Here is a 15,480-nt window from a genome sequence, read left to right as displayed (position 1 = left end):
CTGTGGGAGAGTAGGACGCCGCCGAACAATCATTCCGGGAGACCCCCGCACCTTATGGTGCGGGGGTTTTCTGCGTTCGGGGGTACGTTACGGTGATTTCCATGAACGACTTTGTGGTGCGAGGGATACGAGCCGACGAATGGGCTGCCGTGCGGGATCTCCGGCTCGCCGCATTGCGTGATCCGGCAGCTCCGATCGCCTTTATGGATACGTACGAGAGCGCCGTGGCGCAGCCGGACGAGTTCTGGCGGGAGCGGGCGGCCAACGCGGCCGAGGGTGCCTCGGGGGCGCGGCAGTTCGTCGTGGAGGGGAAGGACGGGGAGTGGGGTGGGTCGGTCGTCGTGCTGGTGGAGGCGGCCGGCGGGACCGATTGGGCGGGTTTTCCGGTCGAGCAGGATCAGGGACATGTCGTCGGGGTGTTCGTGAAGCCCGAGTGGCGTGGGGGTGCTGTGATCGGGGCGTTGTTCGAGGCCGCGGTGGGGTGGGTCGAGGAGATCGGGCTCAAGCGGGTGCGGTTGATCGTGCACGAGGACAATGCGCGGGCGCAGGGGGCCTACCGGCGGGCCGGGTTCGAGCCCACCGGGCGGGTTATCCCGCTGGCTGGGGGCGGTGTCGAGCTGGAGTTCGCGCGGGAGCTGCCCTCAGCGGCCCGGTAGGCCCTCCGGCCAGCGGGACTTCGCCTGTTCCTCCGAGCGGACCAGGGCCAGGGTCGGGAGGCCCAGTTGCTCGCCCGTCCGCAGCAGGGCCGGGAGCATCGGGATGGGGGCCGTCGCCGCCACGTCGTCCAGGATCAGCGTCATTGGTGGGTCGAGGCGACCGGAGGATGACCGTTCGGCCATGCGCCGGCCGCGCTCGACCACGCTTGCGGTGAGAGCCGTGAGGAACGGCATCGCGCCGGGGTTCGTGCGGGGGTCCTCGATGGAGTCGCCCACTACATAGAGCGTGCCCGTCTCATGGACGAAGGAATCCAAGGTGACGGCGTCTGTTCTGTTGGGTGTGCAGGCTTCTCTGATGTTCACCGTCGAGAGGGCGGCCAAGGTCCTGGTCGTCAGTTCCTGGGCGATGTCCCTGCGGTCCGGGTGGGCCGTCAGGGCCGCTTCCAGTTCGCCTGCCGCGCCTGGGGCCGCCTTCGGGTGCGTACGGAGTGTCTTCACCGCTTCCTGGACGTGCGTGCCCTGGCTCCAGCGGTGTACGTGTCTGATCGTCCTGCCCTCCAGGGCCGCCGCGTGCAGGTAGCTGCGGAGGAGGGTGTGGGCCGTGTCCGCGATTGCCTGGTCGATCTTCGCGGTGGGGCGGGTGGGGGTGAGGAGGGCTGTCGCCCTCGCGATCGCGGTGTCCTTGTCCTCGCAGCCCGTTGTGGGGGGCCAGTGGAGGCGGGACGGGGTGTCGCAGAGGTGAGTGGGGTCGTACAGGAGGGTCGGGCCCAGTTTTGCCCTCGCGTCCTTGGTGGTGTGCCAGAGGGCGGGGTTCGAGGTGAGGACGAGGGCGGGGCCGGGGGCGTCCTGGAGGGCCTGGACGGCGGTGTGGAGGCGGGAGTCCCGGGGGGCGGCCTGGAGGGTGGGTGCGGGTCCGGTGGGGGCTGGGGTGGGGGGCGTGTCGCTTGCCCGCGCTGGCGGGGTGCCGCTGCGCCCACCCGTGCCGCCCCTAGCGGCACGACTGCCCGCAGCTGGGTGGGCCGCAGCTGGGTGGGCTGGAGGAGCTGGGTGGAGCTGAGTGGGCGCGTGCGGGTCGGCGACGGGTGCGGCGGGGCCGCCTGCAACTGCCGCTGGGCTGCCCGCAGCTGCGGTGGGTGAGTCGGGCGGGTGCGGGTCCGCTGCGGCTGGTCGCGCAGTTCCCCGCGCCCCCGGGGTCCCTGAGGTCCGTGGGGGAACCTGTGAGTCGGCAGGTGGCCGTGACGCGTTGCGCGCCGCGTCGTCCGTGTCATCGTCGCCGCCCTCCGCCAGGGGCGGAAATGCCCAACTGCCGTCGTCCGGCGACTGTTTGGCCAGGGGCGCCCTGGAGGACCCCGCACCCGCCCCCCTCCCCCGCGCCGCCAGCCGATCCTCCCGTTTCCGAGCCCGCACCACCCTCCACCGAGCCCACGTCCCCAGCCCGAAGAACGTCAGGGTCAGCAGGATCATCAACAGGCCGATGAAGAGGCCCCAGAAGAGCCCGTACCCCGACAGGTCACCCGGCGGGGTGTCGGGCCAGGCGCCGGCGAGGTCGTCGGGGTTGGAGACGAGGTGGCGTAGGGCGAGGGGCGTACGCATGAAGGTCAGGTCGGCCGGCCAGGAGCCGTGGGACAGCAGGGCGGAGAGGCCCGTCGCTGTCCACGTCAGGACCGTCACCACCAGCAGCAGCGCCAGTATCCCGAGGAGCAGGCTGTCCGGGACGCCGCCTTGTTGTCTGGGGCGAGGGTTCGGCATGGGTCACGCCACCGTGGATTCCGTGCCGTCGAGGTCGGCCATGTGCTGTTCCATGAAGGCGGCGGCCCGCTGTTCGGCTTCCAGCTCGGCGGCGCGCAACGCGTCGTCCGCGGCGTCCGAGGAGGATTCGGTCATGGCGCGGTCGGTGAAGACGAGGGGGCGTTCGGTCTCGGTGACGAGGTGTTTGACGACCTGCACGTTCCCGTTGACGTCCCACACCGCGATGCCCGGCGTGAGGGTCGGGATGATTTCGACCGCCCACCTGGGGAGGCCCAGCACCCGCCCGGTGGCCCGCGCTTCGTCGGCCTTCTGGGCGTAGATCGTCCGTGTGGACGCCATCTTCAGGATCGCCGCGGCCTCCTTGGCGGCGGCCCCGTCCACGACGTCGGACAGATGGTGGACGACGGCCACGAAGGACAGCCCGAGGCGCCGCCCGAACTTCAGCAGCCGCTGGAACAGCTGCGCCACGAACGGGCTGTTGATGATGTGCCACGCCTCTTCGACGAGGAAGATGCGCTTCTTGCGGTCGGGCCGGATCCAGGTGTGCTCCAGCCAGACACCGACGATGGCCATGAGGATCGGCATGGCGATGGAGTTGCGGTCGATGTGGGAGAGGTCGAAGACGATGAGGGGCGCGTCGAGGTCGATGCCGACGGTCGTGGGGCCGTCGAACATGCCCCTCAAGTCACCGTCCACCAAACGGTCCAGGACCAGGGCGACGTCAAGTCCCCACGCGCGTACGTCGTCTATGGCGACGTTCATCGCCTCGGCCGACTCCGGTTCGGGATGGCGGAGTTGCTCGACGATGTCGGACAGCACCGGCTGGCGTTCGACGATGGTCTCGTTGACGAACGCGTGGGCGACCTTGAGGGCGAAGCCGGACCGCTCGTCCAGGCCGTGCCCCATCGCGACTTCGATGATCGTGCGGAGCAGGGCGAGCTGGCCCGTCGTCGTGATCGCGGGGTCGAGGGGGTTGAGGCGGATGCCGTCGTCGAGGGCGGCCATCGCGTCGAGGCGGATGGGGGTTATCCCCAGCTCGCGGGCGATGAGGTTCCACTCGCCGGCGCCGTCCTCGCCCTGCGCGTCGAGGACGACGACCTGGCGGTCCTTGAAGCGCAACTGCCGTAGGACGTACGTCTTTTCGAGGGCGGACTTGCCGTTGCCGGATTCGCCGAGGACGAGCCAGTGGGGGGCCGGGAGCTGCTGGCCGTAGAGCTGGAAGGGGTCGTAGATGTAGCCCTTGCCGGAGTAGACCTCGCGGCCGATGATGACGCCGGAGTCGCCCAACCCCGGTGCGGCGGTGGGGAGATAGACCGCCTGGGCCTGGCCGGTGGAGGTGCGGACCGGGAGGCGGGTCGTCTCGACCTTGCCGAAGAGGAAGGCGGTGAAGGCGTCGGTGAGGAGGGAGAGAGGGTCCCGCATGTGGGCCTACCTCCGGATGCCGGTGGCGAAGGGGAGGGTGTTGACGAAGGCTCGGTGGTGCTCGCGGTCGCACCACTCCAGCTTCAGGTACGACTTTCCGGCCGAGGCCCTTATCGTCCGCTTGTCGCGGTTGAGGGCTTCGGGGGAGCGGGAGGAGACCGTGATGTAGCCGACCAGGTTGACGCCGGCGGCGCCGCTCGCGAGGTCCTCGCCGCGTTGGTCCAGGCGGGAGTTGGCGGCGACGTCGCGCGGGTCGAGGGTGCGGTTCATCTTGGCCTGGCGGGAGGCTTCGGCCTCGTCGTTGGTCTTCTCCGTCAGCATGCGTTCGATGGCGACCTCGGTGGGTTCGAGGTCCATCGTCACGGCGACCGTGCGGATGACGTCCGGGGTGTGGACGAGCAGCGGGGCGAGGAAGTTGACGCCGACGGGGGTCATCGGCCACTCCTTGACCCAGGCCGTGGAGTGGCACCAGGGGGCGCGGGTCGAGGACTCGCGGGTCTTCGCCTGGAGGAACGTCGGTTCCATGGCGTCGAGTTCGGCCGGCCAGGCGTTGCGCTTGGTCATCGCCTGGATGTGGTCGATGGGGTGGTCGGGGTCGTACATGGAGTGGATGAGCGAGGACAGGCGGCCCTGGCCCAGGGGCTGGCGGACGCGGATGTCGGCCTCCTGGAGGCGCGAGCAGATGTCCGTCAGCTCACGGGCCATGACGACCGCGAGCCCGGCGTCCCGGTCGACCTTGCGGCCTGCCTGGGGGCGGGCGGCGCGGGCCATCACGTGGGCCTCGGCGGCGAGTTCACGGCTGTACTGCATGCAGGCGACGAGGTAGGCGCGGTGCTGTTCGCTGCTCGTGGAGACCATCGACTGGAGCTGCTCGTACGACGACTGGAGCCAGGGGAGGGCCTTGTCGTCGCCGCGCTGGGTGACGTCCTTGGCGTGCGCGTCGGGGTCGGCGGGGAGGGTGCGGGCGAGCATCTGGATGCGGGTGACGAAGCCGTCGCCGTTGGCCACGTGCTTGAGCAGCGTGCCGAAACGGTCCACCAGGGCTTCCTGGTCCTCGCTGTCGCGCAGGCCGACGCCGGGGCCCTCGATCTCGATCGCGGCCGTCACCGTGCGCCGGTCGGCGTGCAGGAGGACGGCGATCTCGTCGGGGCCGAAGGGTGCCGACAGCCAGGTGATGCGGCCGATGCCGGGGGGCGGGCCGATCTCGACCTCGCGGCCGTCGAGGGCGACGCCGGCCTCCATGGCGGAGCTGCGGTAGGTCGTGCCCTTGCGCAGGCTGCGCTTGTAACTGCGGTTGATCTCGAACCACTTGTAGAACGTGCGGTGCTTGTACGGCACGTAGACCGCCATCAGGGCGATCAGCGGGAAGCCGGTGAGCAGCACGATCCGCAGGGCGAGCACGGGGACGAGCAGACCGCACATCATGCCGAGGAAGGCGCCCGCGATGATGAGGGCGATCTCTCCGGTCTCGCGGTTCTTGCCGATGATCGCGTTCGGCCTGGCGCGGCCGATCAGATACGTACGGCGGGGCGCGATCGCGTGCGACACGTGGGACTCGGTCGTCAACGCCCTTCACCTCCCGTGCGGTTGTTGCTGGCGTGCGGGGTGTTGAGGGGGCTGCCCGTGCGGGGGGCGGGTGCGGCGGATCCGCCCCCGCCGCCGTTCGCGGGGCGTGAGCCGTGGGCGGCGATGCCGCCGGAGCCCGGGTTGGCGGGGCGGGGCGTGCTGGACGACGAACTCCCGCCGCCGCCACCGTCGTTGGCGCGGGTGCTGTGCGTCTTGATGCCCTGGGCGACGAGGGTCGCCGGGGAGGAGATGACGGCGGCCGCCTTGCTCTCCGCGCCCTGCATGATGCGGTTGTTGCGGGAGGCGGCGATCTCGTCGCCGAAGCCGGGGACGAAGCGGTAGATCATCGCGCTGGCGAAGATGGCCAGCAGGATGATCGCGAGCCCCGAGACGATCGCCGAGAACGCGTCCGGGCCGTCGTCCCCGGAGAGGGCTCCGGCGAGGCCGAGGACGATGACGATCACCGGTTTCACCATGATCACGGCGATCATGATCCCGGCCCAGCGGCGGACGTGGCCCCAGAGGTTCTTGTCCACGAGACCGGCGTACACGACTGTGCCGAGCAGTGCGCCGACGTACAACAGGGCCGTACGGATGACCAGTTCGAGCCAGAGGATGCCCGCGGCGAGGACCGAGACGAGGGAGACCACGATCAGCATGATCGGGCCGCCGCCGATGTTCTCGCCCTTGGCGAGGGCGGCGGAGAAGGTGCCGAAGAACGTGTCGGTCTGGTCGCCGGTCGCCTTCGCGAGGACGTCCGTGATGCCGTCGGTCGCGGAGACGACGGTGTAGAGGATCAGCGGTGTGAACGCGGAGGCGAGGACGGTCAGCCACAGGAAGCCGACGGCCTCGGAGATCGCGGTGCCGAGGGGGACGCCGCGCACCGCGCGTTTGGCGACGGCCAGGAGCCACAGGACGAGGGTCAGGACCGTCGAGGCGGCGAAGACGACCGCGTACTGCTGGAGGAACTTCTCGTTCGTGAAGTCGACGTTCGCGGTCTCCTTCACGGCCTCGCTGAGCTTGTCGACGGTCCAGGAGGCGGCGTCGGCGCAGCCCTTGGCGAGGGAGGAGAGGGGGTCGAGGGTGTCGGAGACGCCGGGGTTGGTGGTGCTCTTGCCGCCGCTGGCGCCGCGCTCGCAGTAGTCCTTGGCGTCGCCGACGATGAGCCGGCACTCGTCGTTGGAGGGTGACGGCGAGGGGGACGGGGTTCCGCTGCCCGAGGGGTTCGGGTCGGGGGTCGGCGCGGCGAAGGCTCTGGCGGAGAGCAGGACGGCCGTGGTCTGTACGGCGGCGAGGACTCCGGCGAGCCGGAGCAGCGCGGGCTTACCGGGCATACGTGAACCCTCCGTACTCCTCGATGGCCTTGCTGATCTCGTCGGAGCTGGCGGCCTGGTTGTCGCCGGGGACCGGGGCGGGCCCGGAGGTTCTGTTCTGGGAGGCGACCTTCCAGTCGCCGTCCGTCCACCGGAGCTGGAACGTCCAGGTGCTCCACGAGGAGCTGACGGGGTTCGTCGAGGTCGTGCCGGACATCCCGTTGAGCCCCAGGTACCAGACGGCGACCGTGGCCGCGGTGTCGGTGTAGGCGCTGACCGTCGTGCCGATGGGGACGGTGCGGGAGACGAAGGTGCTGCCCCGGGGGGCGTCGCCGTTCGCGTCGAGGCCGACGTTCGCGAGGAAGCCGGTGTTGTACGCCTTGTCGAACTCCGGGATGAGCCGTGCGGCCTCGGCCGGGGTGTAGAGGGTGTTCACGAGCTCGTCGCGGCCGGCCTTCTTGAACATCGCCGTGGAGCCGAGCGCGACCGCGTAGTTGGCGGCGGCCGATTGAACGCCCTGGCTGGTGCGCGCGTATCCCGTGGGGACGGTTCCCGTCCTTCCCTGCACCGGCTTCGTGCCGGTCGCCGCCGTCGACTCCGCCTGCGGCTTCGTGCCGGCCGCGCCGCCGGAGCCGGTGGTGGCGTCCGATCCGTCGCCGTTGCCCCGGTTCGCGAACGCGATGGCCGAGATCAGGACGACGACGACCGCGACGACGGTGACGAGGCTGCGGGAGGAGGAGCGGGCGGGCCGGCGCGCGGGCTCGGTTTCGGGGTAGCGGGTGCGGGTACCCGCGTAGCCACCGGTGGAGGTGTCGTGGCCGGGCTCGTCGGCGGGACTCATGCGGCGTAGGCCCCCTCTGCGTCGTATGCGGCGTTGGCGTTGTGGGAAAACGCGGCGCAGTACGACGGTAGCCGTGCTGGTTCCCGCGCGGGCGCGGTGTGGTGACTCGACATCAGGGGGACGCAACCTCAGCCGGGAGGGGGAGGGAAGGGGGAGGGGCTAGACGGCCATGCCGTACACGATGGTGAACAGCGTGCCGAGGGAGCCGATGATGAAGACTCCGGTGAGGCCCGCGATGATCAGTCCCTTGCCCTGTTCCGCGCTGAAGGTGTCCCGGAGGGCGGTGGCGCCGATACGTTGCTTCGCGGCGCCCCAGACGGCGATGCCCAGGCAGATGAGGATCGCGAAGGCCATGACGACCTGGATCATCGTCTTGGCCTCGGTACCCAGGCTGCCGAAGGGGCCCCAGTCCGGAGCGATCCCGCCGATGATGGTGTTGATGTCTCCCTTGTCGGCTGCGAAGAGCATGTAAGTCACCGCCCCTGGTGGGTAGTTCCGTTCGTGGCCCGCTGCCGTGCGCAGGGGTCGGGCCCCATTGTCACCGACGATGCCGCCTGGGTATGTCGACTTGGCGGCATTGACGGGTGGGATTCGTATGAATGGTTCGTATCGTCACTCTGTGTATCACGGCAGGTCACGCCGGGCAATGAGGTGAGCGCGGAACCCTGGGTGTGGTTCTGCGGAACCTGTCGGCGCCTCTGTCGTTGAGACACTTTCCCGATGCTCTCACGCTCGTAACACGAACGGGCCACGGCAGGTTCGCCGTGGCCCGTTCTCGTGGGTGCCGTGTTGACGGTGCGTCAGCCGGTGAAGGCGTCCAGACCCTCCGGGGTGCCCCAGCCGGTCGGGCCGTCGTAGCCGGACTTCGCGGTGCACAGGTAGCTCGCGCTGGAGGAGCAGGTGCCGTTCGAACCGCTGGTGACGTCGTTCAGCGCGGAGGTGCCGGCCGCGCCGTAGATGTACGACGAGGGGTAGTCGCTGCTGCCGGGGGTGCCGGCGAGCGCGTACACGGAGGCGATGATCGGGGACGACGCCGAGGTGCCGCCGAAGGTGTACCAGCCCGCGGTCACGCCGTACGAGTCGTACACCGCGACGCCCGTCGCCGGGTCGGCCACGGCCGAGGTGTCGGCGATCGCGCGCTTCGAGCAGCCGGTGTCGGTCTGCCAGGACGGCTTCGCGTCGTACGCGGAGCAGCCGGAGCCGGTGCCCTCGGTGGACGAGGTGTTCCACACGGACTCGGTCCAGCCGCGGCTGTTGGAGGAGGTCTTGAGCGCGGTGCCGCCGACGGCGGTCACGTACTTCGACGCGGCCGGGTACTCGGCGCCGTAGCCCTCGTCACCGGCGGAGACGGTGATCGCGACACCGGGGTGGTTGAAGTACGAGGAGTCGTACGAGGTGTCGCTCGACGACTCGGAACCGCCGTAGCTGTTGGAGACGAACTTGGCGCCCAGGGCGACGGCCTCGTTCACGGCCTTGCCGAGGTTGGCCATGCTGGAGGAACTGGCCTCCACCAGGAGGATGTTGGCGTTCGGGGCGATAGCCGAGACCATGTCGAGGTCGAGGGAGATCTCCTGCGCCCAGCCGCTGTCGGCGGTCGGCAGCGAGGAGGTCGAGCCGGTCTGGGAGACCTTCTTGAAGCAGCCGTTGGCCGTCGTGCAGGCGCTCAGGCCGTAGTTCGAGCGGTACTTGGCGAGGTCGGCCTCGGCGTTCGGGTCGTCGTACGCGTCGACGATCGCGATCGTCTCGCCGGAGCCGTTGTTCGCGGCGGCGTCGGTCAGGCCGTAGGCGTCCTGGAGGTCGCTCGGGCCGAAGCCGGTCGGGGTCGCGCTCGCGGCCTTCGGGGTGATCGTCGCGCCCTTGTGGGACTTCGCCGCCTTCTCCTTCGAGAACGCGGTGACGCCGCCGGTGACGCGGAAGGAGTTGCAGGCCAGGTCGCCCACGTGCTTCGGGGTCGAGCAGGGGGTCGCCGTCCAGGTCACGGCCGTGTTCGCCGTGAGGGTCGCCGCGTTCGCGTGGGCCGCTGTGCCGAGGCCGGCGAGGAGGAGGGCGGCGGTGAAGGCCGCGCCGCCGGTGCGGCGCCATCTGCCGGATATGGCGGGGGTGTTGTCGGTCGTACGCAAGGTACTGCCTCCTGCAAGTGGGGTGTTCAGGGGCGGTGCGGGTGCAGCGGTGGGGGTGTGGGCGGCGGCCCGGCGACGACTGTGGCTTGTTGGGTACGCGACAAACAAGACGGGTGGCGGAATCCTGACTTCCGCATTGCCGAACGGGGTTCGGGGATTGCCGGGGCATGGTGTCGGAATGGCCCTGGGATGGTGGGGACTTGACCGGGGAAACGTGGGCGTTACGAAAGGGGCAAGAGTGTGGGCAGGGCGAGTGACGTGCAGGAAGCGTTCCTGAGGGACTTTCACGCCGGGCGGCCCGGGGTCACCGGGGAGGCGTTCGCGCGAGGGCGGGGACCTGACGGGCGGTCCAGCTACGAGCTGCTGCGCGACCGGGTGGCCGGGGCGGGCAGCGTGCTCGATCTCGGGTGCGGGGACGGGGTGTTGCTGGAGCTGCTGCGGTCTCGTGAGCGCCGGCTCGCCGGGATCGACCTGTCGCCTCAGGCCGTACGGCTCGCCCGTGCGCGGGGGTTCGCCGTCGAGGTGGGGCGGGCCCAGGAACTGCCGTACGCGGACGGGGAGTTCGAGGCGGTCGTGTCCCATATGGCGTTCATGCTCATGGCCGATGCGGACGCGGTCGCCGCCGAGGTGGCCCGGGTGCTGGCGCCCGGTGGGGTGTTCGCCTGTGTGATCGGGGGCGGGGCCGTGGAAGGGGAGGCGTACGAGCGGTTCGTGCGGGTGCTGCGGGGGCTGCCCGGCGGGCGGGTCCCGGCGCTCGGGGACCGGCGGGTGCGCAGCCCGGAGGGGCTCGACGCGGTGCTGCGCGGGGCCGGGTTCGGGGAGGTGGACCAGGAGGGCGTGGCCGTCGACATCGGGGGGACACTCGCGGAGGTCTGGGAGTCGCTGGCCGGGGTCTACGACCTCGGGCCGCTGGACGCGGGGGAGGTCGACGGGGTGCGGAAGGAGTTCCTCGCCGCCGTGGAGGACCTGGTGGGGGAGGACGGGTGGGTGCCGTGCGGGTTCGTGGTGCGGGTGGTGAGCGCTCGGCTACCTCGGTCTCGGCCCTTCCCGTAGCCGGCCGCGCGGCTACCTCGGCCGGAGCCCCTCCAGTAGCAGGTGCACGTGCGTGTCCAGGCGGGAGAGGACCTCTTCCGCCGGGTACGCGCCCGCCGCGACCAGGGCCGCCAGGCCGTGCAGGGACGTCGCCGTCAGCAGGGTGATGGCGTCCAGGTCCGCGTCGACGATCTCGCCGGAGGCTTTCGCGTCGGTGATGAGGAGGAGGAAGGCGGAGAGGGAGCGCTCCACGGCGCCCGCGAACAGGTCGGCGGAGGCCGGCTCGTGCTTGCGGGCGTACATCAGCTCCAGCAGCTCGGGGTGGTGGACGGCGAAGGCGAGGTAGGCGCGGGCCAGTGCCGTGAGGCGGGGCTCCAGGGGGAGCGCCGGGTCGTTCGCCGCCTCCATCGCCTGGTTGAGGCGGTCGTAGCCGTTCAGGGCGAGGGCGTCCAGGAGGGCCTGCTTGTCCTTGAAGTGGCGGCCGGGGGCGGCGTGGCTGACGCCGGCCGCGCGGGCCAGTTCGCGCAGCGACAGCGCGGCGGCGCCCTTCTCGCGCAGGGTGCGTTCCGCGCTGGTCAGGAGCGTGGAGCGGAGGTCTCCGTGGTGGTAGGGGCGGCTCGCGAACGGCTCGGACATGGCCGTCATATTAGCGCGCAACCCGTCCCATGTTGACGTTGCCATCATTGTTGGCGACGTCTACATTGGGTGCATGGCTGACACCGAACAGAGCAAGTGGAACGTGGACCGCATGCCCGACCTCACCGGCCGGACCGTCGTCGTCACCGGCGCCAACAGCGGCATCGGACTCACCGCCTCCCGCGCCCTCGCGGGCGCCGGCGCGCACGTCGTCCTCGCCGTCCGCGACATCGAACGCGGCCAGGCCGCCGCCGCGGGGCTCGGCGGCAGCACCGAAGTACGCCGCCTCGACCTCGCCGACCTCGCCTCGGTCCGCGACTTCGCCCACGCCTGGGAGGCCCGCCCCCTGCACGCCCTCGTCAACAACGCGGGCATCATGATGATCCCCGAGGGGCGTACGACGGACGGGTTCGAGATCCAGTTCGGTACGAACCACCTGGGCCACTTCGCGCTGACGAACCTCCTCCTGCCGTACGTCGAGGACCGCGTCGTCACCGTCGCCTCCAGCGCTCACCGGGGCGGCCGGATCCACTTCGACGACGTCAACCTCACCTCCGGCTACACCCCCGTCCGCGCCTACGCCCAGTCCAAGCTGGCCAACCTCCTGTTCACCCTCGAACTCCAGCGCCGCCTCACCGCCGCGAACTCCCCCGTCCGCGCCCTCGCCGCCCACCCCGGCTGGTCCGCCACCAACCTCCAGAGCCACCACGGCAACCCCCTCGCCCGCGGCTTCATGGCCGTCGGCAACCGCCTCCTCGCCCAGTCCGACCGCGCGGGCGCCCTGCCCACGCTGTACGCCACGACCCAGGACCTCCCCGGCGCGAGCTACGTCGGCCCCGACGGCCTCGGGGAGGTACGGGGTGCGCCGACCCTGGTCGGGCGGACGGGGGCGGCGAGCGACGCGGAGGCGGCACGGAGGCTGTGGACGCTGTCCGAGGAGATGACCGGGGTGGAGTTTCCGGTGGGGGTGGGGGCGCGGTGAGGGGGCGCCACCGGGCGGGGGAGCGGTGGCGGAAAGGGGGTGTGCGGCGGGCGCTCGCTGTTGGCGGCCGGGGTTCCTGGGTAGAACTCCCTTGCGCACAGCGGGTCGTCGGGCGCCTTCCCCTGCCCTGAACGCGGCCCGATCCTGGCCTGGGGGCCGATCGCGAGTACCGGGATGTGGCAGGCGGGTGGGAGGAGACGGCGGTGGGCGAGGAGAGTGGGCCGGTTGTCTGGTGGAAGAGCAGTTACAGCAACGAGGAGGGAGGGGCTTGTTGTGAGATCGCTCTTCTTCCGGTCTGTGTCCGGGTGCGGGACTCCAAGTCTCCCGAGCGGGCGATTCTCGGTTTCTCCTTCCCCGCCTGGCGGGCCGCAGTAGCGTACTGGGGAGAGAGAACGGCCACTGGGGGCGCCCATGAGCAGGTGTGATTCAGCCGATCCGGATGGTGATGCGCCGCGCGGGCGGCGGGAGTTCACCCGATACTGCCTGGTCACTGGGCTGGCGTCGGCGGCGTTGGGGGCGGCGGCGTCCCTGCTGGGCGGCGATTTTGTCGTCCGGCTGGTGCTGTGGGTCTCGGTCCTCGTGCTGATGTCCGGTGCGGCCGGCTGGTGGTGGGCGTCGGCCCCGGCTATCGCTCATCGGTGGACGGTGGGTCTTTTGGTGCGTCCGGCAGCGAAGGGCGTATCGACTCGAACGCCTTCGCGAAGGTCCTGATCAGTACGACGGCCGCGCTGAGACTGCCCGCCACACAGGCTTCCGGCGGTATGCCCATCCGGACGCCCGCGTAGGACACGAGCGTCAGCGTGGCCGACGAGAACAGCGCCAGGGCGGTGAGGTTGCGCAACACCCGTACGAGGTCGTCGGTGTGCGCCCTTCTGCGCCGTATCGCGTTGTCCGTGTCCTCGGCGCGCAGCCGCTGTAAGCGCGCGCAGGTCCTGTCGCTGGCGAGGCCCTGCGCGGTGAGCGAGTCAGGCACCGACGGTTCGCGGGCTGATGCCCGTTTCGTCGGCCGTGTGGTGCTGCCGGGAGAGCGACCGGCGCCCGGGCGCCGGCTGCGTGGCTTCTGCTTCTCGTTCACCATGGCGCGCACGCCCCCCGTCGGTGCCTGGTCGGAATCAGGACAGATTCAGTTGTCCGAGAACCTCGTCGATGAGCGCGATCGATGCCTCCTGGCTCAACGCCTTGTCGGTGAGGTCCTCGAAGCACTCCTGGTAGCGGGCCACCCTCGCGCGGTCGTCCCGGTTGGTGAGGACACCGCCCGGCCCGGCGAGGTAGAGCACGTCCTCGTCGTCGCGGTAGCCGAAGAGGACGAAGCTGTCCTCCAGACTGGCGTGGGCCCCGGCGGAGAACGGCAGGATCTGGAGCGTGATCTTCCCGGTCTCCGCCAGCCGCTTGACGTGCGTCAACTGATTGCGCATGGTGCTCGCGCCGCCGATGACGCGTCGTACGGCCGCCTCGTCGACGATCATCGCCATGGCCGGGCCGCCTTCGGCGAAGACGCGTTCCTGCCGGGCGGCCCTGAGGTCGGTGAGGCGTCGGGCCTGAGTGACGCCGGGCAAGGCGGCGAAGAGCGCTTCGATGTAGTCCACGGTCTGGAGCAGGCCGAGGAAGAACGTCGGGTGGTAGGCGCGAATCGTGTCGGCCGCGCTCTCATAGCCCAGGTACTGGGCGAACGTCGGCGAGATGATGTCGCTGTAGTCGGACCACCACGACTGGCCCTTGCTGTTGCGGGCTGCCTGTTCGAGGTCGGCGACGACCGTGTCGTCGGTGATCTCGTACAGCCGCAACATCGCCTGGAGGTCGGTGACCGACAGGCTCACGGTCCCCGCCTCGATGCGGATCACCTTGGAGAGCGACCAGTCGAGACGGTCCGCGGCCTCCCGCTGGGTGAGCCCGGTCTTGTCCCGCGCGGCCTTCAGCGCGAGCCGCAGCTTGCGTCGGTTCAGGCTGGGATCGGATGCGCTGGGCATGGAATCTCCTTCCTGGCCGCGCTCCACGCGCTGATGGGACCCGAACGCGACCAAGGCGTCTAGGTCAACGTTGCTCGCGTGTCAAGAGCCCCACAGGGCGAGCCTATGACAGTGTCACACCGAATGTTGGCCGAACGGTGTAAGCCAGTCGGGCATTTTCCTTACAGCTGCCACCGAACTGCCATGTCACCAAACGATGCCGTCAAGGAGCGCTTACCCGAACGCCATATGTCTAATCGACCGATCGAGTGATGATGTTCGATTGTGTCCGGCGTCACACTGCCAGCCGATCGACAGCTCGGGTTGATGTTTTTCTCACCTTCATGCTTCAGAGTGGCCCCGATGAACCGCACCCGCCCCCAGGGCAACCGAAGGTTCGCGCTGCTCGGCGCGACGGTGTTGATGGCAGGGAGTTGTGTCCTGGCGTCGGCGGCTGTCGCGGATGACGGGGGCGGGCCGCTGGGGGTGACGGTGGTGGCTGAGGGGGCGGCGGCCGCCGCGCGGGTGGGGGCGTTGTTCTATGCGGAGGATGCGGGGAAGCTGGCGGGGGCGCATTTCTGTACGGCTTCGGTGGTGGAGAGCCAGGGGCGGGATCTGATCGTGACCGCCGCTCACTGTCTGGGGGGCGATGACGGGTCCGGGTTCGTGTTCGTGCCGGGGTACCGGGACGGGAAGGCGCCGTACGGGATCTGGAAGGTGCGGAAGAGTTTCCTGCCCGCCGGGTGGGCGAAGGAGCAGAGCGAGGACAGTGACATCGCCTTCGCCTCGCTGGCGCCCAACGCCGCGCACAAGAACATCGAGGACGTCGTCGGGGGCAACCTCTTCGCCCCCGGCACCACCACCGGCGCCTCGCCCGTGACCGTCACCGGCTATCCGGACACCTCCGAGCGGGCGCTCACCTGCACCAACCGGCCGGCCGTGCACAGCAGCACGCAGCAGCGGATCGAGTGCCCCCGGTTCAGCGCGGGGACCAGCGGGAGCCCCTGGGTGAACGGCCACCACGAGGTCGTCGGCGTGCTCGGCGGGCACGAGCAGGGCGGAGACACGGACGACGTGTCGTACAGCGTCGTCCTGGGCAAGGAGGCGGCGGCGCTGTACGAGGAGGCCGGGGGGTGACGGGCGTACGATCGTCTGTCGTATCGCGTGCCCTGAACGCTGGATAGAGAAGGTCTTGTCCCCCACGCCCCGCCTTCGTA

15 protein-coding genes are annotated in these 15,480 nt (G+C 70.2%); 5 read left to right on the top strand and 10 right to left on the bottom strand.

What is annotated here, in order from left to right; genetic code table 11:
- Window positions 1-203 precede the first annotated feature (203 nt).
- On the top strand, window positions 204-656 hold the full coding sequence (locus tag ACLZOT_RS48915) for a GNAT family N-acetyltransferase (RefSeq protein ID WP_416975797.1): 453 nt from the start codon (window positions 204-206) through the stop codon (window positions 654-656).
- Here the strand turns inward: ACLZOT_RS48915 and ACLZOT_RS48910 are convergent.
- The 7 genes from ACLZOT_RS48910 to ACLZOT_RS48880 all read right to left on the bottom strand — a co-directional run bounded on the left by ACLZOT_RS48910 (window position 642) and on the right by ACLZOT_RS48880 (window position 9,667).
- On the bottom strand, window positions 642-2,405 hold the full coding sequence (locus ACLZOT_RS48910; protein WP_416975796.1) for a type VI secretion protein: 1,764 nt from the start codon (window positions 2,403-2,405) through the stop codon (window positions 642-644). The two genes, ACLZOT_RS48915 and ACLZOT_RS48910, sit on opposite strands and share 15 nt — an antisense overlap.
- Before the next feature lie 3 nt (window positions 2,406-2,408).
- Entirely contained in the window at window positions 2,409-3,827 is a 1,419-nt protein-coding gene (locus tag ACLZOT_RS48905) for an ATP-binding protein (RefSeq protein ID WP_416975795.1), read from the bottom strand.
- Window positions 3,828-3,833: 6 nt separating this feature from the next.
- Window positions 3,834-5,393 carry an SCO6880 family protein gene (locus ACLZOT_RS48900; RefSeq protein ID WP_416975794.1) on the bottom strand — a complete coding sequence of 520 codons (1,560 nt, stop codon included), beginning with the start codon at window positions 5,391-5,393 and terminating at the stop codon, window positions 3,834-3,836.
- Window positions 5,390-6,727, bottom strand: a complete 1,338-nt coding sequence (locus ACLZOT_RS48895) for a hypothetical protein (RefSeq protein WP_416975793.1) — start codon at window positions 6,725-6,727, stop codon at window positions 5,390-5,392. The genes ACLZOT_RS48900 and ACLZOT_RS48895 overlap by 4 nt, the downstream gene beginning before the upstream one ends.
- Entirely contained in the window at window positions 6,717-7,547 is an 831-nt protein-coding gene (locus tag ACLZOT_RS48890) for a hypothetical protein (RefSeq protein WP_416975792.1), read from the bottom strand. The genes ACLZOT_RS48895 and ACLZOT_RS48890 overlap by 11 nt, the downstream gene beginning before the upstream one ends.
- Before the next feature lie 159 nt (window positions 7,548-7,706).
- On the bottom strand, window positions 7,707-8,015 hold the full coding sequence (locus tag ACLZOT_RS48885; protein ID WP_010355696.1) for a hypothetical protein: 309 nt from the start codon (window positions 8,013-8,015) through the stop codon (window positions 7,707-7,709).
- A 332-nt stretch (window positions 8,016-8,347) separates the two neighbouring features.
- On the bottom strand, window positions 8,348-9,667 hold the full coding sequence (locus ACLZOT_RS48880; protein WP_416975791.1) for a S53 family peptidase: 1,320 nt from the start codon (window positions 9,665-9,667) through the stop codon (window positions 8,348-8,350).
- Between the two features lie 258 nt (window positions 9,668-9,925).
- On the opposite strand from ACLZOT_RS48880, the gene ACLZOT_RS48875 reads away from it, so the two are divergent.
- On the top strand, window positions 9,926-10,720 hold the full coding sequence (locus ACLZOT_RS48875; RefSeq protein ID WP_416975790.1) for a methyltransferase domain-containing protein: 795 nt from the start codon (window positions 9,926-9,928) through the stop codon (window positions 10,718-10,720).
- A 12-nt stretch (window positions 10,721-10,732) separates the two neighbouring features.
- Here the strand turns inward: ACLZOT_RS48875 and ACLZOT_RS48870 are convergent, their stop codons facing one another.
- Complete coding sequence (locus ACLZOT_RS48870) at window positions 10,733-11,344, bottom strand: TetR/AcrR family transcriptional regulator (protein ID WP_416975789.1); 612 nt, start codon at window positions 11,342-11,344, stop codon at window positions 10,733-10,735.
- Between the two features lie 64 nt (window positions 11,345-11,408).
- Between ACLZOT_RS48870 and ACLZOT_RS48865 the strand changes: the two genes are divergently transcribed.
- A complete protein-coding gene (locus tag ACLZOT_RS48865) occupies window positions 11,409-12,317 on the top strand; it encodes an oxidoreductase (RefSeq protein ID WP_416975788.1) in 909 nt (302 codons plus the stop codon).
- 176 nt (window positions 12,318-12,493) lie between these two features.
- Window positions 12,494-12,742 carry a DUF397 domain-containing protein gene (locus ACLZOT_RS48860; RefSeq protein WP_416975787.1) on the top strand — a complete coding sequence of 83 codons (249 nt, stop codon included), beginning with the start codon at window positions 12,494-12,496 and terminating at the stop codon, window positions 12,740-12,742.
- A gap of 200 nt (window positions 12,743-12,942) precedes the next feature.
- Here the strand turns inward: ACLZOT_RS48860 and ACLZOT_RS48855 are convergent, their stop codons facing one another.
- A complete protein-coding gene (locus ACLZOT_RS48855) occupies window positions 12,943-13,290 on the bottom strand; it encodes a hypothetical protein (protein WP_416975786.1) in 348 nt (115 codons plus the stop codon).
- A gap of 139 nt (window positions 13,291-13,429) precedes the next feature.
- Entirely contained in the window at window positions 13,430-14,284 is an 855-nt protein-coding gene (locus tag ACLZOT_RS48850) for a helix-turn-helix domain-containing protein (RefSeq protein ID WP_416975785.1), read from the bottom strand.
- A gap of 342 nt (window positions 14,285-14,626) precedes the next feature.
- Between ACLZOT_RS48850 and ACLZOT_RS48845 the strand changes: the two genes are divergently transcribed.
- Entirely contained in the window at window positions 14,627-15,400 is a 774-nt protein-coding gene (locus ACLZOT_RS48845) for a trypsin-like serine peptidase (protein WP_416975784.1), read from the top strand.
- Window positions 15,401-15,480 lie beyond the last annotated feature (80 nt).

This window comes from Streptomyces sp. 4F14, from assembly GCF_048159485.1.
Classification (GTDB): domain Bacteria; phylum Actinomycetota; class Actinomycetes; order Streptomycetales; family Streptomycetaceae; genus Streptomyces.
This window is presented reverse-complemented; position numbering and strand designations above follow the sequence as displayed.

What these genes read in the sequence shown, in the direction of transcription:
- ACLZOT_RS48915 (WP_416975797.1), top strand. Translation starts at nt 204, where the DNA reads ATGGATACGTACGAGAGCGCCGTGGCGCAGCCGGACGAGTTCTGGCGG.
- ACLZOT_RS48910 (WP_416975796.1), bottom strand. Translation starts at nt 2,405, where the DNA reads ATGCCGAACCCTCGCCCCAGACAACAAGGCGGCGTCCCGGACAGCCTG.
- ACLZOT_RS48905 (WP_416975795.1), bottom strand. Translation starts at nt 3,827, where the DNA reads ATGCGGGACCCTCTCTCCCTCCTCACCGACGCCTTCACCGCCTTCCTC.
- ACLZOT_RS48895 (WP_416975793.1), bottom strand. Translation starts at nt 6,727, where the DNA reads ATGCCCGGTAAGCCCGCGCTGCTCCGGCTCGCCGGAGTCCTCGCCGCC.
- ACLZOT_RS48890 (WP_416975792.1), bottom strand. Translation starts at nt 7,547, where the DNA reads ATGAGTCCCGCCGACGAGCCCGGCCACGACACCTCCACCGGTGGCTAC.
- ACLZOT_RS48885 (WP_010355696.1), bottom strand. Translation starts at nt 8,015, where the DNA reads ATGCTCTTCGCAGCCGACAAGGGAGACATCAACACCATCATCGGCGGG.
- ACLZOT_RS48870 (WP_416975789.1), bottom strand. Translation starts at nt 11,344, where the DNA reads ATGACGGCCATGTCCGAGCCGTTCGCGAGCCGCCCCTACCACCACGGA.
- ACLZOT_RS48865 (WP_416975788.1), top strand. Translation starts at nt 11,409, where the DNA reads ATGGCTGACACCGAACAGAGCAAGTGGAACGTGGACCGCATGCCCGAC.
- ACLZOT_RS48850 (WP_416975785.1), bottom strand. Translation starts at nt 14,284, where the DNA reads ATGCCCAGCGCATCCGATCCCAGCCTGAACCGACGCAAGCTGCGGCTC.
- ACLZOT_RS48845 (WP_416975784.1), top strand. Translation starts at nt 14,627, where the DNA reads ATGAACCGCACCCGCCCCCAGGGCAACCGAAGGTTCGCGCTGCTCGGC.